At 56.9% G+C, this 24,624-nt stretch carries 24 protein-coding genes; 11 read left to right on the top strand and 13 right to left on the bottom strand.

Annotated elements, in window-relative coordinates:
- Window positions 1-59 precede the first annotated feature (59 nt).
- Window positions 60-2,540: a ribonucleoside-diphosphate reductase subunit alpha gene (locus tag ORG26_RS16150; protein WP_266363554.1), complete on the bottom strand. Its 2,481-nt coding sequence runs from the start codon at window positions 2,538-2,540 to the stop codon at window positions 60-62.
- Between the two features lie 463 nt (window positions 2,541-3,003).
- Here ORG26_RS16150 and ORG26_RS16145 point away from each other — a divergent pair, with 463 nt between their 5' ends.
- Window positions 3,004-3,246, top strand: coding sequence for a type B 50S ribosomal protein L31 (locus ORG26_RS16145; protein WP_266363552.1), 243 nt, complete (start codon window positions 3,004-3,006; stop codon window positions 3,244-3,246).
- A 117-nt stretch (window positions 3,247-3,363) separates the two neighbouring features.
- Here ORG26_RS16145 and ORG26_RS16140 read toward each other — a convergent pair whose 3' ends face one another.
- Together ORG26_RS16140 and ORG26_RS16135 are read right to left on the bottom strand one after the other, a co-directional pair.
- Window positions 3,364-4,017, bottom strand: coding sequence for a DedA family protein (locus ORG26_RS16140; RefSeq protein WP_266363550.1), 654 nt, complete (start codon window positions 4,015-4,017; stop codon window positions 3,364-3,366).
- Window positions 4,018-4,127: 110 nt separating this feature from the next.
- On the bottom strand, window positions 4,128-4,916 hold the full coding sequence (locus ORG26_RS16135; RefSeq protein ID WP_266363548.1) for a phosphosulfolactate synthase: 789 nt from the start codon (window positions 4,914-4,916) through the stop codon (window positions 4,128-4,130).
- 141 nt (window positions 4,917-5,057) lie between these two features.
- On the opposite strand from ORG26_RS16135, the gene ORG26_RS16130 reads away from it, so the two are divergent.
- On the top strand, window positions 5,058-5,504 hold the full coding sequence (locus ORG26_RS16130) for a PaaI family thioesterase (RefSeq protein ID WP_266363546.1): 447 nt from the start codon (window positions 5,058-5,060) through the stop codon (window positions 5,502-5,504).
- A gap of 156 nt (window positions 5,505-5,660) precedes the next feature.
- On the opposite strand, the gene ORG26_RS16125 is transcribed toward ORG26_RS16130, so the two are convergent.
- Window positions 5,661-5,873 carry a hypothetical protein gene (locus ORG26_RS16125; protein WP_266363544.1) on the bottom strand — a complete coding sequence of 71 codons (213 nt, stop codon included), beginning with the start codon at window positions 5,871-5,873 and terminating at the stop codon, window positions 5,661-5,663.
- Between the two features lie 180 nt (window positions 5,874-6,053).
- Between ORG26_RS16125 and ORG26_RS16120 the strand changes: the two genes are divergently transcribed.
- From ORG26_RS16120 to ORG26_RS16080, 9 genes are all read left to right on the top strand, one after another.
- The gene (locus ORG26_RS16120) at window positions 6,054-6,671 is read left to right on the top strand and encodes a TetR/AcrR family transcriptional regulator (protein WP_266363542.1); all 618 of its coding nucleotides are present in this window, start codon (window positions 6,054-6,056) and stop codon (window positions 6,669-6,671) included.
- Window positions 6,672-6,713: 42 nt separating this feature from the next.
- Complete coding sequence (locus ORG26_RS16115) at window positions 6,714-8,084, top strand: TolC family protein (protein WP_266363540.1); 1,371 nt, start codon at window positions 6,714-6,716, stop codon at window positions 8,082-8,084.
- Between the two features lie 71 nt (window positions 8,085-8,155).
- Window positions 8,156-9,208: an efflux RND transporter periplasmic adaptor subunit gene (locus tag ORG26_RS16110; RefSeq protein ID WP_266363538.1), complete on the top strand. Its 1,053-nt coding sequence runs from the start codon at window positions 8,156-8,158 to the stop codon at window positions 9,206-9,208.
- 103 nt (window positions 9,209-9,311) lie between these two features.
- Window positions 9,312-12,392, top strand: coding sequence for an efflux RND transporter permease subunit (locus ORG26_RS16105; protein WP_266363536.1), 3,081 nt, complete (start codon window positions 9,312-9,314; stop codon window positions 12,390-12,392).
- Between the two features lie 533 nt (window positions 12,393-12,925).
- A complete protein-coding gene (locus ORG26_RS16100) occupies window positions 12,926-13,321 on the top strand; it encodes a DUF2141 domain-containing protein (RefSeq protein ID WP_266363534.1) in 396 nt (131 codons plus the stop codon).
- Window positions 13,322-13,457: 136 nt separating this feature from the next.
- Window positions 13,458-14,930, top strand: a complete 1,473-nt coding sequence (guaB, locus tag ORG26_RS16095) for an IMP dehydrogenase (RefSeq protein ID WP_266363532.1) — start codon at window positions 13,458-13,460, stop codon at window positions 14,928-14,930.
- Between the two features lie 95 nt (window positions 14,931-15,025).
- Entirely contained in the window at window positions 15,026-15,589 is a 564-nt protein-coding gene (locus ORG26_RS16090; protein ID WP_266363530.1) for a Crp/Fnr family transcriptional regulator, read from the top strand.
- A 78-nt stretch (window positions 15,590-15,667) separates the two neighbouring features.
- Window positions 15,668-16,138 (top strand): hypothetical protein, encoded by a 471-nt coding sequence (locus tag ORG26_RS16085; RefSeq protein ID WP_266363528.1) that lies wholly within the window; start codon window positions 15,668-15,670, stop codon window positions 16,136-16,138.
- Window positions 16,139-16,151: 13 nt separating this feature from the next.
- Window positions 16,152-16,886 (top strand): DUF4386 domain-containing protein, encoded by a 735-nt coding sequence (locus ORG26_RS16080; RefSeq protein ID WP_266363526.1) that lies wholly within the window; start codon window positions 16,152-16,154, stop codon window positions 16,884-16,886.
- Here ORG26_RS16080 and ORG26_RS16075 read toward each other — a convergent pair.
- From ORG26_RS16075 to ORG26_RS16035, 9 genes are all read right to left on the bottom strand, one after another.
- A complete protein-coding gene (locus tag ORG26_RS16075) occupies window positions 16,825-17,850 on the bottom strand; it encodes an AI-2E family transporter (protein WP_266363524.1) in 1,026 nt (341 codons plus the stop codon). The genes ORG26_RS16080 and ORG26_RS16075 overlap by 62 nt on opposite strands.
- Before the next feature lie 29 nt (window positions 17,851-17,879).
- A complete protein-coding gene (locus ORG26_RS16070; protein WP_266363522.1) occupies window positions 17,880-18,629 on the bottom strand; it encodes a metallophosphoesterase family protein in 750 nt (249 codons plus the stop codon).
- A 4-nt stretch (window positions 18,630-18,633) separates the two neighbouring features.
- Window positions 18,634-19,068 (bottom strand): hypothetical protein, encoded by a 435-nt coding sequence (locus tag ORG26_RS16065; RefSeq protein WP_266363520.1) that lies wholly within the window; start codon window positions 19,066-19,068, stop codon window positions 18,634-18,636.
- A gap of 149 nt (window positions 19,069-19,217) precedes the next feature.
- Complete coding sequence (locus ORG26_RS16060) at window positions 19,218-20,129, bottom strand: SDR family oxidoreductase (RefSeq protein ID WP_266363518.1); 912 nt, start codon at window positions 20,127-20,129, stop codon at window positions 19,218-19,220.
- A 3-nt stretch (window positions 20,130-20,132) separates the two neighbouring features.
- Window positions 20,133-20,825 (bottom strand): peptidylprolyl isomerase, encoded by a 693-nt coding sequence (locus tag ORG26_RS16055; RefSeq protein WP_266363516.1) that lies wholly within the window; start codon window positions 20,823-20,825, stop codon window positions 20,133-20,135.
- A gap of 147 nt (window positions 20,826-20,972) precedes the next feature.
- Window positions 20,973-21,899: a hydroxymethylbilane synthase gene (gene hemC / locus ORG26_RS16050; protein WP_266363514.1), complete on the bottom strand. Its 927-nt coding sequence runs from the start codon at window positions 21,897-21,899 to the stop codon at window positions 20,973-20,975.
- 102 nt (window positions 21,900-22,001) lie between these two features.
- Window positions 22,002-22,904, bottom strand: a complete 903-nt coding sequence (gene rimK / locus ORG26_RS16045; RefSeq protein WP_266363513.1) for a 30S ribosomal protein S6--L-glutamate ligase — start codon at window positions 22,902-22,904, stop codon at window positions 22,002-22,004.
- A 144-nt stretch (window positions 22,905-23,048) separates the two neighbouring features.
- Complete coding sequence (locus tag ORG26_RS16040) at window positions 23,049-23,510, bottom strand: ATP-dependent zinc protease family protein (protein ID WP_266363511.1); 462 nt, start codon at window positions 23,508-23,510, stop codon at window positions 23,049-23,051.
- A complete protein-coding gene (locus ORG26_RS16035) occupies window positions 23,507-24,622 on the bottom strand; it encodes a DNA polymerase III subunit (protein WP_266363509.1) in 1,116 nt (371 codons plus the stop codon). The genes ORG26_RS16040 and ORG26_RS16035 overlap by 4 nt, the downstream gene beginning before the upstream one ends.
- Between the last annotated feature and the right edge of the window lie 2 nt (window positions 24,623-24,624).

The following is a 24,624-nucleotide window of genomic DNA, read 5'->3' as shown; positions in this document are numbered from 1 at the left end:
AAAGTGAAGAAAAAGAGCGCCTTGCTGAACCAGGCAAGGCGCTTAAAATCAGGTCTTACTTACGACCCACACATTTCACACCCTTCCGGGTCGTCCAGCGAGCACTGCATCGCGGAGTAATTGATTTCGGCGTCGCTCACCTGCGGCAGGGCGGCCACCTGCGGAGCGTGGTCCTGGGCGTATTTGACGTAGTTCAGCGGCTGCTCCTGCACGGCGGTCACGGCGGGCTCCAGCTGCGGCTCGGCCATCTTCTCGACCGTAAACTTGACGGCGTCGGCGGCGGCTTTCGTGCGGAGGTAGTACATGCCCGTCTTCAGACCCCGCTTCCAGGCGTAGAAGTGCATCGAGGTCAGCTTGCCGAAGTTGGCGTCCACCATGTGGATGTTCAGCGACTGCGACTGGCAGATGAACGCGCCCCGGTCGGCGGCCATGTCGATGATGTGCTTCTGCTTGATCTCCCAGACCGTCTTGTAGAGGTCTTTCAGATTCTGCGGGATGTACGGAATATCCTGTACCGAGCCGTTGGCGGCGATCAGCATGTTTTTCATGTTGTCGTTCCACAGGCCGAGCTTCACGAGGTCTTTCAGCAGGTACTTGTTTACGACCACAAACTCGCCCGACAGCACGCGCCGCAGGTAGATGTTCGACGTAAACGGCTCAAAACACTCGTTGTTGCCCAGAATCTGCGAGGTCGAGGCGGTCGGCATCGGCGCCAGCAGCAGGGAGTTGCGCACGCCATGTTTCTTCACGTCTTCGCGCAGCGCCTCCCAGTCCCAGCGGCCCGAATCGGGTTTGACGGGCTGTCCGTCCTCTTCCCACATGTCGAACTGGAAGATACCCTGCGAGATCGGCGAACCGGCCCAGGTTTCGTACGGTCCATCGACTTTGGCCTGCTCCATCGACGCCACCATTGCGCCGTAGTAGATCGTCTCGAAAACGTCCTTGTTCAGTTGCCGCGCTTCGTCCGATTCGAACGGCATCCGGAGCATGATGAAGGCATCAGCCAGCCCCTGTACGCCGATGCCGATCGGGCGGTGGCGCATGTTCGAGCGGCGGGCTTCCTCCACCGGGTAGTAGTTCAGGTCGATGATCTTGTTCAGGTTGCGCGTCACCACCTTCGTGATTTCAAACAGCTTCTCGTGGTCGAAGCGCGCCACGCCGTCCGGGCCGGTCTTGATGAACTTTGGCAGGGCAATCGAGGCGAGGTTACACACGGCCACCTCGTCGGGCGAGGTGTATTCCATGATCTCCGTGCAGAGGTTCGACGACTTGATGGTGCCGAGGTTCTTCTGGTTGGACTTGCGGTTGGCGTGGTCCTTGAAAAGCATGTAGGGCGTGCCGGTTTCGGTCTGTGATTCCAGAATTTCGAACCACAGGTCCTGCGCCTTGATGGTCTTGCGGGCTTTGCCTTCGCGCTCGTAGCTTTCGTACAGCTTCTCAAACTCGTCGCCGTAGGTATCGGCCAGACCGGGGCACTCGTGCGGGCAGAACAAGGACCAGGTGTCGTTGGCTTCCACGCGCTTCATGAACAGGTCGGGTACCCACATGGCGTAGAACAGGTCGCGGGCGCGGAGTTCTTCCTTGCCGTGGTTCTTTTTCATCTGCAGAAAATCGAACACATCGGCATGCCAGGGTTCGAGGTAGATCGCAAAAGAGCCTTTGCGCTTACCGCCGCCCTGGTCCACGTAGCGGGCCGTGTCGTTGAAGACGCGCAGCATCGGCACAATGCCGTTGGAAGTGCCGTTCGTGCCTTTGATGTAGGTGCCGGTCGCGCGGACGTTGTGAATGCTCAGGCCGATGCCGCCCGCCGACTGCGAGATTTTGGCCGTCTGTTTGAGCGTGTCGTAAATGCCCTCGATGCTGTCGTCCTTCATCGTCAGCAGGAAGCAGCTCGACATCTGCGGCTTCGGCGTTCCGGCGTTGAAGAGCGTCGGGGTGGCGTGCGTAAACCACTTTTCCGACAGCAGGTGGTAGGTTTCGATGGCCGCGTCGATGTCTTCCATGTGGATTCCGACGGCGACCCGCATCAGCATGTGCTGCGGACGTTCGGCGATGCGGCCGTCCATTTTCAGCAGGTAAGATTTTTCGAGCGTTTTGAAGCCGAAATAATCGTAGCCGAAATCCCGGTCGTAGATGATGGTGGAATCGAGCAGGGCGGCGTGTTTGCGGACCACGTCGTAGACTTCCTTCGAGATCAGCGCGGCATTTTCGCCCGTTTTGGGGTCGATGTAATTATAGAGCCGTTTAATATTGCCGGAGAACGATTTATTCGTTTCCTTGTGCAGGTTGGAGATGGCGATCCGGGCGGCCAGGATGGCGTAGTCCGGGTGTTTGGTGGTCATCGAGGCCGCGGTTTCGGCCGCCAGATTGTCGAGTTCGGTCGTTTTCACACCGTCGTAAAGGCCGCTGACGACTTTCATCGCCACTTCAACGGGCTGTACATAGGCCGGTTCGAGCCCGTAGCAGAGCTTTTCGATGCGGGCTGTAATTTTGTCGAACTTCACGGATTCTCGGCGTCCGTCTCGCTTTATGACATACATTGGCACGTGTGGTTAACTGGTTTGCGGTTGAAAATTCAGTTCCGTTGAGATTATGATAAATGGGAAAATACGCGTCAGGAAGTCGGTGAGGAATTGGTTCTAAAGGTACTATCAAGCCCGCGACAAAATCAACCCGCAAAGAAAACCGTACATTAAATTTGAAAAAAAGTGCACTTTTCCTCCAGACGTTTTTGCATTAAATCACTGACAAACAGACATTTGCATATAATCAAGTTTTTAAAAATTTAAAATCCCCTTTCCATTTTTTTATTTTTTTCGTAAAAAATTCCGCCAGTTCTGATAAAAGCCCATCAACCGCCTGACTACGATAAGCCTGCGGCCGGCGTCTGTTCCGGCTACGAAACAAATCCCGGGAAGTAGTTGGAAGCCAGTCTTAAAGTGAGTACCTTTGCACTCCTTTAGGGATTGTCTCTTGGAAACAGACAAAAACAGGTAAAACATCATGAAGAAAAACATTCACCCGGAGTATCGCGAAGTGGTGTTCTGGGATATGTCCAGCGACTACAAATTCATTTCCCGGTCAACGGTTCAAACCCGCGAAACGATTGAGCACGAAGGCCAGACGTACCCGGTCGTAAAACTCGAAGTTAGCTCGCAGTCTCACCCGTTCTACACGGGCAAGAACGTGCTGCTCGACACCACCGGCCGCGTGGACAAGTTCCTCAAGCGCTACGGCAAGAAATAGGTCCATTCGACCTTGGCATAAAAAAGCCCACCGTTTCGACGGTGGGCTTTTTTATGCTCCGTAACCCGGAATAGCATTCCGGGAAATATATGACTTAACCCGGAATGATATTCCGGGTTACGCGGTGGCGCGGCGCAGGCGGACTTTCACAAACTGCACCAGCATCGGCATTACCGACAGGCCGATGATTCCGAAGACCACCAGTTCGAAGTTTTTCTTCACAATATCAAAGTTGCCGAAGAAATACCCCAGCAGCGTGATGCTCACCACCCACAGGATCGCGCCCAGAATACAGTAGCGGATGTAAGTACCGTAATTCATGCTCCCCGCACCGGCCACAAACGGGGCGATGGTGCGGACAATGGGAATGAAGCGGGCCATGATGACGGTCTTTCCGCCATGCTTTTCGTAAAACTTCTCGGTCTCGAAAATGTATTCCCGTTTGAAGAAGAGAATCCGTTCCCGCATCTTGATCTGGTTCCCCAGATTTTTTCCGACAAAATAATTGACGTTGTCGCCCATCAGGGCGGCCACGATCAGGAGCGGCATGATGACCCACACGCTCAGGTCGTTGGTTTCCCGGGCGGCCAGCGCTCCGGCGGCAAACAGCAGCGAATCGCCCGGCAGCAGCGGCATCACGATGAGGCCGGTTTCGGTAAAGACAATCAGAAAGAGAATCGCGTACAACAGGACACCGTAGTCGTTGGCCCAGGTGTCGAGATAGCGGTCGAGGTGAAGTAAAAAGTCTAATAACGATTTGAGCAATTCCATTTCTGATGCGGTTTTTGTTGGTTGTTTTAAAGTTTATAGTTTAGAATTTATGGTTTGGAATTGCGGCGTACACGTCAGCTTTAAACCAATAACCGTAAACCATAAACCGGTTATAATCTTTCGCGGTAATCCGGCATATTGTCATTCAGGAAGTGGCTGAACGTATCGCCACGCAGCCCCAGACGGATGGTTTCCAGAGAAATCACTTCGTTCGGCGCGATATTCCCCATGTTCACATTGGCACCCAGCAGTTTCACGAACCACACCTGCTGCGCCTTCTGGGGGGCTTCCCAGATGATGCTTTCGAAGGGCACCTGCGTCAGAATCTCTTCCACCAGTCCCTGACGAACCTCCCCGCTCGACCGGAACAGCCCGACGTTGCCGCCTTCCCGCGCTTCGCCGATGACCTTCCAGGCCCCGGCGTCCAGTTCCGCCTTCATGAGCTGAATCCACTTGTAGGGCGGAATGATTTTCGCCTCGTCCTTGGAGCCTACCTCCGACAGTACGGTCACCTGCGTGGCCAACTGGCGGATGTAGTTCAGCTTGTCGTCCTGCTTCATATCGATGGAGCCGTCCGACACTTCGGCAAATTCCATTCCATATTTATCCAACAGCCGACGATAGTCATCGAACTGATTACGAATGACAAAGGCTTCAAATAACGTGCCACCGAAGTAGACCGGAATCCCGGCATCCCGGTAGATGCGCAGCTTGGTGTCGAGATTCGGCGTCACAAAGGACGTTGCCCACCCCAGCTTCACAATGTCCGCGTACGGACCGGATGAATCCAGAAAATCTTCAACCTGACGGCAACTGAGCCCTTTGTCCATTACCATTGTCAGACCATACTGACGCGGCTTTATCGTCCGATCCGGAATACGGGTGAGTGTATAATTCATTAGAGGTTAGTACAGCGGATGATGCCAAAAAAACGCCCAAAAGTAACATAAGTCTGACTACCTCCCAACAAAATACATGAAATATCGAGCGTCAGGGTTCTTTGCCTTAGTTAAATGCTATTTTTACGCAAAACCAACTCCATGCATCAACCGGAAACGAACCCCCGTCTGGAATTTTTCCGCTCCCAGATCGGGAAAGACATGAGCCAGAGCATCTCCCCGCTCGGCCGCTGGCTCAACGGCACGCTCCGCCGGGTCGAACCGGGCGAAATCACGGTCGAGTACCTGGTCCGGGAAGATCTCTGCAATCCCATGCGGGTGCTGCACGGCGGGGCGGCGGCGGCCATTCTGGACGACCTCATCGGCGTCACGGTCTTTTCCCTCGGCCGCGACCACGCCTATACTTCCGTCAATCTGAATGTGGATTTCCTGAATCCGGCGCGCGAAGGAGAACTCATCACGGCCACCGCGCGGATCGTTCGGGCGGGCAGAAATATCGTCCACACCGAATGCCTCATCCTCGGCGCAGACGGCAAAATCATCGCCAAAGCCGCCTCGAACCTGGTGCAGACGGGGGTGAAGATTTAGAATGATTGAATTTTGAATGATTGAATTTTGATTGAATGATAGTTTAAATGATTGAATTTTGAATGATTGATGGGCAGTCCGCCGCAGTTACCAAAGAAAGGCGAAGCAATCAATCTATCAATCATTCAAAATTCAATCATTCAGTCGCTCAGTCATTCAATTAAAAAGTCCTTCAAACAAATCTTCCGGGAGGTCTTTTTTGACCTCGGCGCGGCTTTTGAGCATGGTTTTGAGGGCTGAGAAAGCAGCCTGCTCGCTTTCTGCTTTCAGCCGGGCGGCTTTCAAAAACTCCAGTACGTCGGGCAGGACGCTGGAAGGTACTCGGTCGAGCAGACGCTGTACTTCAGCTTTCAGTTCTTCCTGGGTCATAAAGTCTACGGATGGTTTCAGGTTTAAACTACTTTCGGTTTAAGTTGTTGACCAGTAACACCCTTTATATACGGTTCATCCTTAAAATCGGATGCTTCATCCAAAAAAATTCACGATTTTTATTACCACTGCTTGCTTACTAAACAGTGTTCAGTACATTTGCATCGTTAGCTAATCAATATGGGAATCGCAGAACGCAAGGAACGGGAAAAAGAGGAGATGAAGCGCCGGATTCTGGATGCAGCACAACAACTGTTTCTGGAAAATGGCTACGAGAAGGTGAGCATCCGCAACATTGCCGACGCGATTGAGTACAGTCCCGCCACCATTTATCTATATTTCAAAGATAAGAACGAACTCCTTTTTGCCCTGCACCAGGAGGCGTTTCATACCCTGACCCTGAAATTTCAGGAAGTCTTTCAGGAAAAGGACCCGTACCAGCGGCTGGTCAGTATGGGCCGGACGTATGTTCAGTTTGCGGTCGAGAATCCGGAAATGTTTGACCTGATGTTCATCATGACAGCCCCCATCGACGCGCTGGAATGCCGGGAAGACATCTGGACAGAGGGACGGGTTGCGTTTGGCCTGCTCGTTCAGGTCGTGCAGTCCTGCATCGATGCGGGAGTTTTCAAGACGCAGGATGCCGAAGCGGCAGCCCTGATGATCTGGAGCGGCATTCACGGTTATACGGCCCTGTTCCTGCGAAAACGCCTGTCGATGTTTACCGACGAACGCCGTATCGAACTCATGGACAAGGCCTTTACCCTTTTCGTTGAAACGATTTACAAAGGACTATAAAAAATTTTGCCCTATTACTGAACACTGTTTACTAAATGAGGTATGATAAGCAAACTACTCATGTACACTTTGCTGGGTCTGCTTCCTATGAAGCTGCTGGCCCAGCCCGGCCCTGAACCTTCGCCTATTCTGGAAGGCTACGTTCGGGAAGGTCTGCAAAGTAACCTGGCCCTGAAACAGGAAACGCTCGAAGTGCGCCGCGTGGCCGAATCGATCAATCAGGCCAAGGCGCTCTTTTATCCGCGGGTCACGTTCAACCCGACGTACTCGCTGGCGGCGGGCGGGCGGCGGCTTCAGTTCCCGGTAGGCGACATGCTGAACCCGGTCTACAAAACGCTCAATCAGCTGACCGGCGCCGAGCGCTTCCCGACGAACATCGAGAACGTCAATGAACTGCTGGCCCCCAACAATTTCCACGACACCCGACTGAATGTTCAGTACGCGATTTACAACACCGACATTCAGTACAACTACCTCATTCAGAAGGAACTGCTATCGGCGCAGGAAGCCCGGCGAAAGGTGATTGAGAACGAACTGCGTTACAACATCGCTACGGCCTATTTCCAGTACCTGCAAACGCTCGACGCCGTACGGATTTACGACCATGCCCGCACCGTCCTGAGCGAACTGGCCCGCCTGAACGAAAAACTCGTCGCCAACAACGTCGCCACGAAAGACGTCCTGACCTCCGCCCGCTACGAACTCAGCAAGCTCGCCCAGCAGCGTGTAACGGCCGAGAAAAATCGGGAATCGGCGAAAGCCTACTTCAATTTCCTGCTCAACCGCGACCTGACGGCCGACATTCTGGTCGACAGCACCCTGGCCCGCACCACGATTACCGACGCAGCCCCGCTGGCCGACCTGCAACAGGCCGCCCTGCGCAACCGGCAGGAGATTTCGCAGCTGAACGGCTCACTCCGGGCCGCGCAGACGGCCGTCAAGCTCAACGAAGCCAATGCCAAACTTCCGAATGTGTACATCGGCGGCTATACCGGATTTCAGGGATTCGGGTACACCTTCCGCAACCAGGCGTACGGCATCGCGCAGCTGGGCCTGTCGTGGGACCTGTTCAAGGGGTACGAAAAACGCTCGAAAATCCAGCAGTCGAAGATTCAGACCGAGCTTCTGCAAACGAAGCTGACCGAGGTGCAGAAACAGATTCAATTGCAGGTCGTGCAGGCGTATTACGACCTCGACGCCGCGCAGGAAAGTCTCACTGCCACCCGCGACGGCCTGGCCAATGCCGACCAAACCTTCCGATTAGTCGACAGCAAATACCGCAATGGCCAGGCGCTGCTGGTAGAATACCTGAAAGCCCAGAACGACCGCCTGACCGCCCAGCTTCAGCAATCGCTGACCCACTTTGACGTGCTGACGAAGCAGGCCAGCCTGAACAGAATTACCGCCCTCTAACGTACCCCCCGGCTTCAGCCGGTGAAAAAACAAACTTAAACCCGGGCTGAAGCCCGGTGGCACAAACTACCATGAAAACAGCATCTATCCTCCCCGCCCTGGTCCTTGCCGTCGCCCTCTGGTCGTGCGGCACGAAGGCCGATAAGCCCGCCCAGCAGGCCGCCCCGGAAGAAGCCGTGGTGCCCGTTAAACTAACCCGGGTCGAAACCGTCGTCCGCGCCGAATCCGTCGTTGCGTCGGGGCTTGTTTCCTCGGCAGAAGAAGCCCGTCTGTCGTTCAAAATCGGCGGTATTCTCAACAAGACATTCGTGGAAGAAGGCCAGACCGTCCGCAAAGGGCAGTTGCTGGCCACGCTCGACCTAACCGAAATAGCCGCGCAGGTGCAGCAGGCCCAGCTCGCCGCCGAGAAATCGGACCGGGACCTGGCCCGCGTGAAAGCCCTCTACGCCGACACCGCCGCCACGCTCGAACAGGTGCAGAACGTCACCACGGGCCGCAACGTCGCCCAGCAGGCGCTGACCATCGCCCGCTTCAACCAGAGCTACGCGCAGGTTCGGGCGACGGTAGACGGCACCGTTACGCGCAAGCTGGTGAACGAAGGCGAACTGGTGAATCCCGGCTCGCCGGTCTACATCGTGTCGGGCAACCGCCAGAACGACTGGATTGTGCGCGTGGGCGTATCGGACAAGGACTGGGCGCGGCTGAAGCTCGGCAACCGGGCGGTGGTGACGCTGGATGCCTACCCCGGCCAGACCTTCACGGGCACGGTCAGCGAACTGGCGCAGGCCGCCGACCCGCTGAACAAGCTCTACGAGGTGGAAGTCCGCCTGAATCCGAATGGTGCAAAACTGGCTCCGGGCCTTTTTGCGAAGGTAACGCTGCAGCCCGCCCAGGCCCGCTCCTACGCGGTGGTGCCGGTAGAGGCCATCGTGGAAGGCAACGGCAAGGAAGGCTTTGTCTACACGCTGACCGACGACCGGAAACACGTCCGGAAAGTGCCCGTGCAAATCGGCTTCCTCGACGGCAGTAAAGTCCTGCTCTCCAACGGGCTGACGGGCACGGCAGAAGTCGTGTCCGCAGGTTCGGCCTACCTCACCGAACAGTCAATCGTGGTTCTCAAATAAAATCTTTTGATGGCCTTTAATCTCCTTTGCTCTGCGAAATAATTATTTCTCGAAGTAGCTCAAAGAAAAGTCAAAGGTCATCAAAGACAACCTCTGCCTCGACATGAATCTTTCCGAATTTTCCGTCAAAAACTGGCAGTTCATGCTGGTGCTCTTCGTCGCCGTGGTGGCGCTGGGCGTCAACTCGCTGCTGACCATGCCCCGGGGCGAAGACCCCGAATTTGTGGCCCCCAGCTTCGCCGTGGCGGTCATTTATCCCGGCACCGACGCCGTCGATATGGAAAAGCTCGTCGCCGACCCCGGCGAGGCCCGCTTCAACGCCCTGGACGACATCAACCACGTCATCACGAACGTCGACGACGGGCTGGCCGTGTTCCGGATTGAGTACGACTACGCCGTTGACCCGGACGAAAAGTACCAGGAGATCGTCCGGGAAGTGAACGCGCTCAAAGGCGAACTGCCGGGCGATATTTTCCGGATCGACATCAAGAAATTCTCCCCGACCGACGTCAACATCGTGCAGGTCGCGCTGCTGTCGGAGGTCGCTTCGGCCAAAGAGCTGGGTGAATACGCCGACGAGCTGAAAAAGCGGTTCGAGAAAGTGAAAAGCCTGAAAAACGCCGAGGACTGGGGCTATCCCGCGTCCGTGGTGCGGGTGTCGCTCAACATCGAAAAAATGGCGCAGAACGGCGTGGCGGTTAACCGCGTGCTGGCCGCCCTGCAGGCCGAAAACCTCAACGTTCCGGGCGGCAGCATTCAGGCCGGATCGCGAAAATTTAACATTAAGACGTCGGGAGATTATCAGTCGCTGGACGAAATCCGCAACACCATCGTTTCGACCAACGGCCAGAAAATCATCTACCTCCGCGACCTCGCCGACGTGGACTTCAACTACGAGGAAGAAACCCACATCACCCGCCTCAACGGCCACCGCGCCGTGCTCGTGACGGCCGGACAGAAAATGGGCGAAAACATCGCCAAGGTCGGCGAGCAGGTGACGCCCGTGATCGATCAGTTTGCCAAAACGCTGCCGCCGCACATCACACTCGTCAAGAACTTCGACCAGGCCGAGAGCGTGAACAAGCGCCTGAGCCGGTTTGCCAAGGACTTCGCCATCGCCATTTTTCTGGTGTCGCTGACGCTGCTGCCGCTGGGCTTCCGGGCCGCCGTGGTCGTGATGATTTCCATTCCGCTCTCGCTGGCGATTGGGCTGGCCGGGCTGGATTTCCTCGGGTTCAGCATCAACCAGCTGAGCATCGTGGGCCTCATCGTGGCGCTGGGCATTCTGGTGGACGATTCCATTGTGGTCGTCGAAAACATCGAACGCTACCTGCGCGAAGGATTCTCCAGACGCGAAGCCGCCATCAAGGCGACGAAGCAGATTACGCTGGCGGTCATTGGCTGTACCACCACCCTGATTCTGGCTTTCCTGCCGCTGATGTTCCTGCCCGAAGCTTCCGGCGACTTCATCCGTTCGCTGCCCACGGCCGTGGTGACAACGATTCTGGCCTCCCTGCTGGTGTCGCTGACGATTGTGCCGTTCCTGTCGAGCCGGATTCTGAAAGAAGAGCACAACCCGGACGGCAACATCTTCATGCGGGCCTTGAAACGGGCCATCAGCGGGTCGTACAGCAAGCTACTGCACTGGAACCTGCGCCACCCGGTCGTGACGATGGTTGTGGCGGGGGCGCTGTTCATCGGGGCGCTGTCCCTGTTCAAGGTGGTCGGGTTTGCCCTGTTCCCGGCTTCCGAAAAGCCGCAGTTCCTCATCAACATCGAAACGCCGGACGGCACCAGCCTCTCGGCTACCGACGGGGTGGCGCGTTACGTGGAAGGCGAATTGAAGAAACTGCCGGACATGAAGTACTTCACCACGAACGTGGGCCGGGGCCAGCCGCGGATTTATTACAACGTCATTCAGCGGAACGAGGCTCCCAACTACGCCCAGTTCTTCGTGCAGTTGCAGGATATGGAGCCCGCCGGAAAACGCGAAATCATCGACCAGCTGCGCGACCGTTTCAAGCTGTATCCCAACGCCAAAATCGAGGTGAAGGACTTCGAGCAGGGGCCGGATCAGGAAGCGCCGGTGGCCATCCGGGTATTCGGGGAAAACCTGGATTCGCTGAAGGTGGCGGCCGCCCGCGTGGAGACCGTTTTCAAGCAGACACCGGGACTGATTTACGTCAACAACCCGCTGGCGAACCAGAAAACCGACCTGCGCGTGCGCATCAACAAGGAAAAAGCCGGTCTGCTGGGCATTTCCATTGCCGATGTCAACCGCACCATTCGTCTGGCTGTAGCCGGGCTGAATGTCGGGATGTTCAAGGAGCCGAACGGCGATGAGTACACCATCAACGTGACCATGCCGAAAGGCCGCATCACCGACCAGAGCGTCCTCAACAACCTGTATGTCAACACCCTGACCGGCTCGGCTGTACCCCTGCGGCAGATCGCCGACCTGGAATTTGAAAGCGGCACGAACCAGATTCGCCACTACGACAAGGACCGCTACGTGACTGTTACCGGCTTTGTCAAAACGGGCTATCTGGTGGATGATGTTTTCAACGGGGTGTTGAAAAACCTCGAATCGGTGAAATTTCCGGCGGGCTTCAGCTACAAAGCCGCCGGGGAGCTGGAAAGCCGCGAGAAGTCGTTTGGCGGACTGGGCACCATCATCCTGATTACGGTTTTCGGGTTTATCGCCGTGCTGATTCTGGAGTTCGGGACGTTCAAAAGCACGCTGATTGTGTTGTCGGTGATTCCGCTGGGCATCATCGGGGCCGTGCTGGCGCTTTATTTCACGGGCAATCCGTTCTCGTTCGTCGCCGTGATCGGCCTGATTGCGCTGATCGGAATTGAGGTGAAGAACTCGATTCTGCTGGTGGACTTCACCAACCAGCTCCGGGCCGAGGGCATGCCGCTGCTGGAGGCCATCGAACAGGCGGGCGAAATTCGGTTTGTACCCATCGTACTGACCTCACTGACGGCCATCGGCGGTCTGATTCCGCTGGCGATCGAAGGCAACCCGCTTTACTCGCCCCTCGCGTGGGTGCTCATCGGCGGTCTGATCTCGTCAACGCTGCTCTCGCGGATTGTCACGCCGGTGCTTTATAAGCTGCTGCCCCCGAAAGTGGAGGGACAGCCGGTGTCAGCCGTGCCGGATGCTGAACTGGAACTGGCGTAAAAAACCTGCCAGGCTTGCGCGGAAGCGGCTTCTGACGACGGAGGCCGCTTCTGCTTTTGAGAACAATAACCGGCTAGTAGCAAAGCATTTACGACCCAAAAACAATAAAGGCTCCTGCCGAATCAGCAGGAGCCTTTATAATATAGCTATAAGCTTAAGACACCCAAACCTTCCCGGTTGGCCGACCGGCAGAGGGCTTGGTTGACACAAAAATAACATTATATTCATACATCAAAATCTTTCTCATTTTTTTTTGGAACAAAATTTATACCACAGGAAAAACAAAAGTGTAAGATACTGAAAATAAAATACTTAGCCTTGTTACTATTTTTAGACTTTTTAAAATTTTTATCGGCAAACATCATCTTCTTATCCTTGTAGCGGATAAAACGATTCTGGCAAGAATTATTCCGGAAGCGCCGGGCGGGTCAGCCGGGTCCGTAAAGTTCATTTATTGAACGGTTTGGTCTCCCGATGGCAATGAGCAGGTTAACCGTTCCGTTACTATTTTGCGACAAAACCGGAAATGGCATATGTTCACTGCTCTGTTTAGCCTCCTTTCTCTCTTCTGGACCGCAGAAGCCACGCTTACCATCGACGTAGCCAACACTACCACCCGGGGCGGCACCATTCGGGTGGCCGTCTTTCGGGACAACCAGCGGTTTCTGGAAGACAAACCTTATCTGGTTCGGGTCATCAAAGACGATGTCCGAAGCGTCAGTCTGCCGCTCGAACCGGGCTGGTACGCCATTGCCATTTTCCACGACCAGAACAACAACGGACAGCTGGACAAAAAACTTTTCGGAATCCCGAAAGAGCCCTACGGCTTCAGCAACAATTTCCGCCCCGTGATGTCGGCGCCCAAATTCAGCGACTGCCGGTTACAGGTCGAGCGGGGCGAAAAACGGATAAGTATAAAATTAATCTGACCCCGGATTGCCCGGATTTGCTGATTAACTGTGAATTATCAGGCTACAATCCTAGAAAATCCTTAAATCAGTTTAATCCGGGTTCAGAATTTTTCCGTACCTTTGACCGGCAAATAACATATCCTGTTAATTTGCCATGAGCCTAGATTCCTCCAAGTTTCTCTACGAGGCACTCACGTACGACGACGTTCTTCTTCTTCCGGCCTATTCGGAAATCCTCCCCCGCGATACCCAGACTACCACGCAGTTAACCCGCAACATCCGGTTAAACATTCCGCTGCTTTCGGCCGCGATGGATACCGTGACGGAGTACGAACTGGCCATTGCCATGGCGCAGGAAGGTGGAATTGGCATTATCCATAAAAACATGAGCGTGGAAGCCCAGGCCGAGCAGGTCCGGAAAGTGAAGCGCTCGGAAAGCGGCATGATTCTGGACCCCATCACGCTGACGGAAGGTTCGACGCTGGCGGATGCGCACAAAATCATGCGGGATTTCAAAATTGGCGGTATTCCGGTGGTCGATGCCCAGGGCACGCTCATCGGTATCCTGACCAACCGCGACCTGCGTTTTCAGCGGGAAATGAGCAAGCCGGTCACTGAAGTTATGACCCGCAGCAACCTCATCACGGCCCGCGAAGGCATCACTTTCGAGGAAGCCGAAGACATTCTGCAGCAGTACAAAATCGAAAAGCTGCCCATCGTGGACGAAGCGGGCAAGCTCGTCGGACTGATTACCTACAAGGACATTCTGAAGAAAAAGAGCTATCCCAACGCCTGCAAGGACGAATTCGGCCGGCTGCGCGTGGGAGCCGCCGTGGGCGTGACGCCCGACCTGACCCGCCGCATCGAAGCGCTGGTGAAGGCCGGGGTCGATGTCATCAGCGTCGATACGGCCCACGGGCACTCGAAAGGCGTTCTGGACGCCGTTCGCGGCATCAAGGAGCAGTTTCCGAAGCTGGACGTCATTGCCGGGAACGTCGCCACGGGCGAAGGCGCCAAAGCACTCGCCGATGCCGGAGCCGATGCGGTGAAAGTCGGCGTCGGGCCGGGTAGCATCTGCACCACGCGGATCATCGCCGGGATCGGGATGCCGCAGCTTACGGCCGTCTACGAAGCCGCCAAAGCCCTGCAGGGAACGGGCGTGCCGGTGATTGCCGACGGTGGTATCCGCTTCTCGGGCGACATTACCAAAGCCATTGCGGGCGGTGCCAGCACGGTCATGATCGGGTCGCTGCTCGCCGGGACGGAAGAAGCACCGGGCGAAGTGGTGCTGTACGAAGGCCGACGCTTCAAGACGTACCGCGGCATGGGCTCGGTGGAAGCGATGGAAGAAGGGTCGAAAGACCGCTACTTCCAGGATGCCGAAGACGACGTGAAGAAGCTGGTTCCGGAGGGCATTGTCGGCCGCGTGCCGTACAAAGGCCGGGTTTCGGAGATCATTTACCAGATGGTCGGTGGTCTGAAAGCCGGGATGGGCTACTGCGGGGCCAAGGACATTCCGACGCTGCAACAGGCGAAATTTGTGAAAATCACGGCCGCCGGGGTGAAGGAAAGCCACCCGCACGACATCCAGATTCAGAAAGAAGCACCGAACTATTCGGCTCGATAATACACTGATGTGCTGGTCATTGGCCTGCTGATATGCTGGTTGGGATGTGAGTCCTGGCAGTATATTAGCAGGCCAATCATCAGCAAGTTCCTTTTATGACTCCATTGCGCGACTACTTCCACTCGTTCGGCTTCCCGGCAGAAGATGTCGGGAAGGTTTGTGCGGCGTTTCAGCAGAAAACGGTCGCCAAAGGCGAGTATCTGGTGCGCGCCGGTACAGTCAACCAGAGTCTGGGGTTCATCGAACGGGGTGCTTTTCAGTACTTCTACGACCACGACGGGGACGAACTCACGACCTACCTCGTCGGACAGCACGGCTTTGTGGCGGCCCTGAGCAGTTTTCTGCTGCAAATTCCGGCGAAGGAAAACATCCGGGCGCTGACCGACGCGGAGGTCTGGCTCCTGCCGAGGTCCCGGTTCAACGAACTGCTTCAGGACCTGCCCCGCTTCAAGGACTTTTATATTCAGGTGCTCGAACACCAGCTGGTGTGCATCGAAAACAGCCGGTTCGATTTCATCACCATGACCGCCGAACAGCGCTACCAGAAGCTGATTACCGAAGAAGCCGAACTCCTGCAGCAGATTCCGCTCCAGTATCTGGCCTCCGTGCTGGGTGTCACGCCCCGTCACCTGAGCCGCATCCGCCGAAAAATTGTCTGACCGCATTTCTGGACATTTGTCCAGGAGATGAGCCGGTCCCCTCCCCGACCTTTGTGACAGTTCCAAACACACACTGTCATGAAAGTCACCTTCTTTTTCATTCTGTTCGGGTTATCAAGCCTTTCCCTGCTCGCCCAAAGCCGTTTTTCCCGCCAAGAACTGGCGGTCAATGCGTTTCGGAATCCGTCCGTGGGACTCGAATACCGGCATCGGCAGGTTTCCGTACACGGGGGCTACTACCCCACCATCATCTCGCAGGAAGCCGGTCGCAACGTCACCACTTCGTTTGTCCGGGCGGGCGTGAGCGTCTGGTATCTGCCGGTGGGGCAACGCCAGAATCCGTCTTCGTTCTACAGTTCGGTATCCTACCTCCGGGGCCTCGACCGCGATTATGACGGAACGAACGCCGTGCTGCTCGATACCGGCTTCCGCTGGATGATCTGGCAGGGCCTCAACCTGCGGGTCGGCGTGGCGGCCCTGAAAGCGTCCGGCCGCGACTGGAAAATCAACCCGACGCCGGGAATCAGCTACTCCTTTTTCTTCCGGTAAACAATCCTCCGTCATGAACCTGCAAAAAAACATCGGCTGGCTGCTGATCAGCGGCGCGTTAGGAGTCCTGATTCCGTACACGGCCCTAACCCTGACCTTTGATTATCCGGACATTCTCCGGGAAGATACGGCCCTGATTATGACCCGTTTCCACGAAGGCGGACCGGCTCTCATCGCGACCTGGTTTGCCTTTGCCGTTCTAGGATTGCCGCTGCTGGCTGCCTACGTCCTGATGGGACAATGGCTGGAGAAAAAGCATCCGGCCGTCCGGCTAGCCACCACGCTGGGCGTCGTCTCGCTCATTGTGCAGATGATCGGGCTGCTGCGCTGGACGTTTGTGGTGCCGGTACTGGCCAGCGCGTACAGCCAGGCGAAGAACCCCGCCACGCGGGAAGCCGTCAGCGTGGCGTTTCAGGTGGTTCATCAGTACGGCGGGGTCGTGCTGGGCGAGCATCTGGGCCAGTTGTTCACCATTGCGTGGACGGTGCTGGTGGCCCGGGCGCTGGGAGACCTGCGCCTGATCGCCCGTCCGACGGTCTGGCTCGGCTACCTCGCCTCGGCCATTTACCTGCTCGCCCAGGCCGAACTTTTCGCGACCGTGATGCCCGGCTTTCCGGTCTGGGAACCGGCGGGACTGGTCGGCAGCACGCTCTGGCTGGTCTGGCTGGTCATCGTGGGCGTCCGGTTCACTCGTCGGTCCCCAGCAGCAGCGCGAGCGGACGCCAGTTTTCCAGCTTATCGGCAATGATCCGAAGAATACCGATCATCGGGGGCAGCAGCACCAGCCCGGCACCGCCCCAGAGCAGTCCGCCGACGATGATGGCAATCAGCATGGCAAAGGTGTTGATTTTCAGACGCTGTCCAACGGCCCGGGGAAAAATCAGGTTGGCTTCGAGGTATTGCACCAGCCCGAAAACGGCGATTACGGCCAGCGCCTTCGCCGGGCTGTCGGCCCAGGCAATCGCGACGGGTACGCTTCCGCCGATGAAAATGCCGACGTACGGAATGAACGTCAGCAGCGAAGCCAGAATGCCGAAAAACAGCGGATTGGGAATGCCCAGCACCAGCAATCCGACGCTGTTGAGCGCGCCCACGATGGCGTAGACAATCGCCATGCCTTTGACAAATTCGTAGTACGTCGTGACGCTTTCGTGCAGCACCTGCCGGGCCACGGGCCGACGGTCGGCGGGAAGGGCCGCCATGAGGGCCGCGGTCAGCAGCTCGCGGTTGGCGAGAATGAGGGCGACAAAAACGGGAATGATGAACAGAATGGCGGCCGAGGTAGCCGAAAACGACAGCAGGGATTGCAGCATGCCGCCCGCCGTGGAAAGAACATTGCTGCCCGCCTGCCGCAGGTAGCGGCTTTGCTGTTCGGGTGTCAGGTCGAACCGGGCGTCGAGGTAGCTGGTGAGCTGGCTGAAAGCCTCGGTCAGCTGGCGGAAAATGACCGGCCATTCCTGGCTGATTTCGGCAACTCCCGCCACCAGAATCGCCCCGAACGCCGCCACAAACAGCACCAGACCCAGCAGGCAGACGGCAATCGCCAGTGATCGGGGCCAGCGCCGGGCCTCCAGCCAGCGACAGACGGGGTAACTGACAAAGCTGATCAGCAGCGCAAAACTGAGCGGAACAAACAGCGCCCGCCCGAAATACAGCAGCGCCAGGAGAAGAACAAAAATCTGAAGATATTGAAGAATCTGCGTACGCGTCATAGCCGGTGGTGTAAACATCCGCCGATAAGTTACACCGCCGCCCGGTTACCTTCCAAATAATGCACCGTACTCGTCTGCTGCTCTCCGCTGAAGTTCAGTTCGCGGATGCCGATGCGGTAATGGTCAATCTCGACCTCAACCGGATCGTGTTTCATCTGAAAGAAGAGTGAAGGCGTAATCAGCACGGTCACGTTGCGGCTCCGGACGACTTTTTCAACATGATAATGTCCGCAAACGACCGTCACCTGCCCCGGAACGGAATGCAGCAGCGCCATCATTTCTCTCCGCTGCTGAAAAGCGTAATTGGCATCCATATGACCAACGCCCGCCAGCAGCGGCGGATGGTGCATGAACACCAGCAGGTCGCCTTTTACCAGACTGACCTGTTCCTTGAGCCAGGTCCACTGCGCTTCGGAACAGTACCCTTTGGACGTATCCAGAAATAGAGCGGGCAGGGCTTCCAGCGGCCGGGCGAAGAAGAGTTCGTTCCCGTGTAAATCCTCCCGGAAACCCAACTCTTCGGCGAGAAGCACCGAATCGTCGTGGTTGCCGCTGATGGCGTAAACCGGCACCGACACTTCGGCCAGTTGCGGTTGCACCCAGCGGTAGATCGCCCGGTCGCCGGTCTGGTAACAGATATCGCCGCCGATAACCAGACAGTCCGGTTGCAGGTCAGTGACAAAACGAAGCGCATCTGCCAGATTTTTCCGGACCTCGACGCCCAGGGGCTTCTGGGTTTCCGTGCCGACGTGCAAATCCGTGAGAAAGGCAATCCGCACGGGCTCAGCGTTTGGAGGTTTCCTTGCGCATGAGTTTGTAGAGGGACGTGCCGTTCAGCGAAATCACCTCCTTGCTTTCAATGGCGCTTTCCAGATCGACCGCCTTCATGTTCAGGTTCATGTCCCCCTTCGGCCGCACCAGAACGATGAGGCGGCGGTTGGCTCCCGTTCCGACCTCGTAAAACTCCTTGATCGTCGTGTTGACGTACTGATAACCGCCGTCGATCTGGCTGGCTTCCTGCCCGAGCCGGTTTATGGAAGTAAAAACGTGCCGAAACGAACGTCCCGAGCCTGTTCCTTCGCCCAGTCTGAGAATATCGCCCTCCTTCAACTCAATGCCCCGCCGGGAAGTGACCGGGCCCGTAACCTTCTGCCGGTTCGACTGCGCCATGCCGGTCAGCGTCAGCAAAAGACAGGCAACAAAAAGCAGGTTTTTCATAGCAACGTAACGCTTTAGAGGTTAGAATCTAGGGGTCGAAGTGTAGAGGTTAAGGTTTATAGTTTATAGTTGGGGAGAGTTTATAGCGGCTATGCCACACCTGAGCCTTGCGGAGCAACTATAAACCCTAAACCCTAAACTCCTCCTCTTCACTTCCTGTCCATCTGGCTCACCAGCACGGCAATGCCTTCTTCAAAACTATGCGGTTCGTAGCCCAGCACCGCCCGCGGTTTGTCGAGGATGAACCCCGTACGCGGCGGACGACGGGCCGGCTGCGAGAACGTCGAGGAGTCGGCCTGCGTGATGAGCGACTTGTCGAGGCTGAAAAAATCGGCCGTTTTGATGGCCATTTCGTAGGGCGTCAGGAGGTCTTTTCCGGAAATATTAAAAATTCCTTCGGCCTCCTGTTCCGCAATCAGAAAACAGCCTTTCGCCAGATCTTCGGCCAGCGTCGGGGTGCGCCACTGGTCGGTGACGACCTTGATATTCTTGCCGTCTTCCAGCGATTTTTTCACCCAGAGAATGATGTTGCTCCGACTCATGTCATGCGCGATGCCGTACACCAGCACCGTCCGGGCGATGGCCCAGCGGATACCTGAGTGAATAACGGCCTTTTCGGCGGCGTATTTGCTCCAGCCGTAAAAACTAATCGGATTCGCCGCCGCTTCTTCGTCGTACGGCCCGGCCGCTCCGTCGAAGATAAAGTCTGTGGACAGGTGCAGCAGAAACGCGCCCGAGGCTTTGCAGGCTTCCACGAGGTATTCCACGGCCAGCACGTTCTGCGCCCAGCAGGCGTCTTTCTCGGCTTCGCACTGGTCCACGTTGGTCATGGCCGCCGTGTGAATGACCACGTCCGGCTGCACCTCGGCGATGGTCGCCAGGACTTCCTCCCGGTCTGTAATGTCCATCGACCGGAAGGTGTAGCCGTCGCTGTACGGCAGGCGGTTCTGGCCCCGGGCCGTGGCGATGAGGTCCGTTTCCGGGTGTTGTTGCGTAATTAAATCGACCAGTTTCTGGCCCAGCAGACCGTTGGAACCGGTAATGAGGATGCGTTTTTTCACGGGTTAGTACGTATATCCAAACTGTTTCGTAATCTTCTTTTTCTTCATCCATTCGCCCGAAACGGTCATGCGAACGTCTTTCACGGGCCGGTCGCGGGCGTCGCGGGGTTGGGCGGCGATGCTGTCGATGACCGAAAGACCATCAATAACCTGACCAAAGACCGTATAATTGCCGTCCAGATGCGGGCTGCCCCCGACGGTGCGGTACGTCTGTTTCTGGGCCTCGGTGAACGTCCGTCCGCTGCGGGCCATCTGTTTTTCCAGACCTGCCTCGTCCCAGACGCGGCCCTGCACGATGTAGAACTGACAACCGCTCGACGATTTTTCCGGATTGTTGTCGCGGGCCGCCGCCAGCGCTCCTTTTTTGTGGAAAAGCGTCGGGACAAACTCTGCCGGAACGCGGTAGCCCACGTCGCCGTTGCCCAATGCCTTCCCGGCTTCCGCCCCTTTCGAATCCGGGTCGCCGCCCTGGATCATAAAATTCTGAATAACGCGGTGAAAGAGCAGGCCGTCGTGGAATTTTTTATCGACGAGTTTGATGAAGTTATCGCGGTGCTTCGGCGTTTCGGGATGCAGAATGAGGTGCATCGTGCCGTAATCCGTCGTCAGCGTCACGAGGTAGTCCTTTTTCTTCGGCGGTTTAGCCGTTGCCGTCAGGGCGATCAGCAGAAGGCAGCAAATGGAACCTAAGCGCATAGTTGCTTTCGGGTGGGTTAAGGTCTACTATGAAAAAATGGAAAAAGGTTTCTCGCCGATGCTCGCGGATTTTAAAACGCAGATGTTCGCAGAGAAAATCTGTTTAATCTGCGCTTTAAAATCCGCGAGCATCGGCGAGAAACCCCTTCAAAGCCGCTCCCGCACGCTTTGCAGCACTTCCGCGCCGCCCTGCGCCAGGATGCTTTCGGCCAGTTCGTGGCCCAGCCGTTCGGCATCTTCTTTCGGCCCGGTAAACGTTTCGCGGAGCATCTGCTCCCCGTCAAGGCTGACAATGCCGCCCGTCAGGCTGACGTGGCCTTCGTCGGTCAGCGTAGCCAGCCCAAAGACCGGGATGCTGCAACCGCCTTCGAGCCGCCGCAGAAAAGCCCGTTCGGCGCGCAGGCAGGCTTCGGTTTCGGGGTGGTTGGTCAGGCGGCGGACGGCCTGTCGCTTTTCTTCCGACAACGTATCGGCGACTTCGATGGCGATGCTGCCCTGCCCCACGGCGGGCGTGAAGTCGGCGGTCGGCAGGTATTCGGCAATCAGGTCGTCGTACTCCATGCGATGAACTCCGGCAAAGGCCAGCAACAGGGCGTCGCACTGGCCTTCTTCGAGCTTGCGCAGACGGGTTTGCAGGTTGCCGCGCATATCCACGGTCCGGATGTGCGGGCAGAAGTGTTTCAGCATCGCCACCCGCCGCGTGGACGAAGTGCCGACCACGAACTCCTTGCCGCTGGTCAGCGACAGGCTTTTGTCATGGCTGACGAGCACGTCGTTGACCCGCTCGCGTTCGGTGAAGGCAATGATTTCGAGGTCTTCGGGCAGCGAGGACTGCATATCCTTGGCGCTATGGACGGCGATATCGATGGTGCCGTCGCGGAGCTGGTCTTCAAGTTCCTGCGTGAAGACGCCCTTGCTGCCGATTTTGGACAGCGAGCGGTCGAGGACCTTGTCGCCTTTGGTTTCGATGAGGACCAGTTCGGTCGCGATGCCGTCGGCCTGTAACAGATTCTGTATGTGGTACGCCTGCCAAAGGGCAAGTCTGCTGCTACGGGTTCCTATCTTAATATTCATAATTCGGTCAAAAAGTCGATCAGTCGGTAAGTCGTGAGTCGGTGATTCGTAAGCGGTCCGCCGCGGCGGACCGCTTACGAATCACCGACTCACGACTTTATTCTACACCCCGACGGTATCGTTCTCATCCGCCGGGATTTTTTCTTCGATAAACTGCACAATTTCGCCCGCTACGTCGATGCGGGTCGTTTTTTCGATGCCTTCGAGGCCCGGCGAGGAGTTGACCTCCAGCACCAGCGGGCCGCGATGCGACTGGAGCATATCGACGCCCGCTACCCGCAGGCCCAGCGCCCGGGCCGCGTTGATGGCCGTTTCCTCCTCTTCCACCGACAGGCAGACCGACTTGCCGTTGCCGCCCCGGTGCAGGTTTGAGCGGAAATCGCCTTCCTTGCCCTGGCGTTTCATGGCCCCGATCACGCGCCCGCCGACCACAAACGCCCGGATGTCCGCCCCCTTCGCTTCGGCGATGAACTCCTGAATGAGTACGTTGGCTTTCAGGCCGTAAAGCGCCTCAATGGTCGATTTGGCGGTTTTTGCCGTTTCGGCCAGCACCACGCCGATGCCCTGCGTGCCTTCCAGCAGTTTGATGACCACCGGCGGACCGCCCACCAGCCCCATGAGCTGGTCCAGGTCCCTGGGTTGCTTGGCAAAGACCGTCTTGGGCAGACCGACGCCCGCCCGCGAAAGCACCTGCAAACTTCGTAATTTATTTCGTGAACGCGTAATGGCCTGTGATTTAGCCGTCGTGAAAACGCCCATCATTTCGAATTGGCGGACCACCGCACAGCCGTAGTCGGTAACGGATGCCCCGATACGCGGCACAATGGCATCGATGGCCTCCAGCGGTTCGCCCCGGTAGAACACCGACGGCTTGCCCCCTTCGATCATGACCTGGCATTTCAGGTGGTCGATCACCGAAGCCCGGTGGCCGCGCGTTTCTATGGATTCCACCAGTCGGCGTGTGGAGTAGAGTTCCGGGTTGGTGGACAATACTGCAATATGCATAAAAGTAAGGTGTAAAGTCGGGTAGAGGCCCTGTCGGCGGTCGCAGACCCCGACAGCGGCTGTGCAGTTTTGAAAAATCGTTCTGATAATTTTCGGGATGGAGCCTGTGGAACCGCCGTCAGGGCCGCTGGCCGCCGACGGGGTTTAGGCCCCATTTTTCTGCTTGTAGGAAACGTTTTTGAGCGATACGTCAACAACAAATTTATTCCGCAATAGTTTGCGGCCGAGCAGCACCGGAAAGCGCATCCGGCCCCGGTCGGCCAGCGAAAATTCGGCCCGGATCGTCCGCCCGAGAATCTGCACGCGGGTCTGGATGACAAACCGTTTTTCCGACTGACCAAACGAATTCTTTATCGTTTTGTATTTAAATGCATCCGTGAGAATCTGCTTCCGTTTGCCCGTCTGTCCGCTGGCCAGCGTAAACCGAAGCTGGTGGCGGTCACCCGCCTCAACCAGCCGCACATCGGTGCAGTGCAGGGCCGAGGTGTAGGCGCCCGTGTCGATTTTGGCTTCCACATCCGAAAGCTCGAAATCCGGAAAGTCGATCCGGTCCGAACAGCCGATGGTCTGCGGGGGTTTTCTCTTTTTTTTAGCGGCTGTCTTCATTTTCCCTGCCGCATCAGGCGGCTGAAAGTGAGCGAAAGGTCGAGCATGACCATCCGGGCGCGCACGTTCCGTTCGATGTGGAAAGCCGCCTCGTTGAGGTCACTGACCATGTGTTCCAGAAAATCGGGTTCCAGAATTTTGCCGAAATTCTCAACAAACGTCCGTTCCTCTTCCGGCAGCCGCAGCAGGTCGCGGGCGCCGTGTTTCCACAGAAACAGGTCGCGGCAGAGGTTCAGGCTGTAATCGAGCAATCCGCGCTGCTTTTCCTTGCCCAGCTTGTCGAACTCCTCCGACTGCGTCACCAGAGCAATCAGGTCCTGCCGGTAGCACATCCGCATCCAGTCGGCAAACCAGGCGTGGCGGTCTTCGGTCCGGTCGGCCTCCTCGCCGGACAGCCGGATGGCTTCCGACAGGTTGCCGTCGGCCAGGTAGGCCACCTGCCGGGCCCGCTTTTCGTCCACGTTCAGGTGCTGCCGCAGGTGCATGGACACCTCCTCGTCCGTAAACGCCCGGACGGCCACCCGCTGCGTCCGCGAGAGGATAGTGATTAACAGCTTTTCGGGCTGGTTGGTTACGAGCAGAAACAGCGTTTTAGCGGGCGGTTCTTCCAGCACTTTCAGCAGGGCGTTGCCCGATTCGAGATTCAGAAATTCCGGAAACCAGATCAGAAAGATCTTGTATTCGCCCTCGTACGGCTTCAGGTACAGTTTCGGAATCAGGTCTTCGCGCACTTCTTTCACCGGGAAGTTGCCCTGTTTGATGCCGACCGCCTGAAACCACTCCTCGTAAGTCCGGTACGGGTGTTCGGTAATCAGTTTGCGCCAGTTGGGCAGGTAGGTTTCACTCGTGGCCCCACCGGCGACGGGCAGCATCACCTTCAGGTCAGGATGCGCCAGCTTGCTCATTTTCACGCAGGACGCACAGCGGCCGCAGGCATCCTCCGGCCCCTTGTTTTCGCAGTTGACATACGTGGCAAAGGCCAGCGCCAGGGCCAGCGTAGCCCCGCCCGGCGGACCGTCGAAGAGTTGCGCGTGGGCCACGTGGTTGTGCCGCACCGCCCGGATGAGGGTCTGGCGGGTATCGTCGTGGCCGATGATTTCGTTGAAAAGCATTC

The organism is Tellurirhabdus rosea (genome assembly GCF_026278345.1).
Classification (GTDB): Bacteria; Bacteroidota; Bacteroidia; order Cytophagales; family Spirosomataceae; genus Tellurirhabdus; species Tellurirhabdus rosea.
The sequence above is the reverse complement of the archived record's forward strand: the minus strand, read 5'-3'. Positions and strand labels throughout refer to the sequence as shown.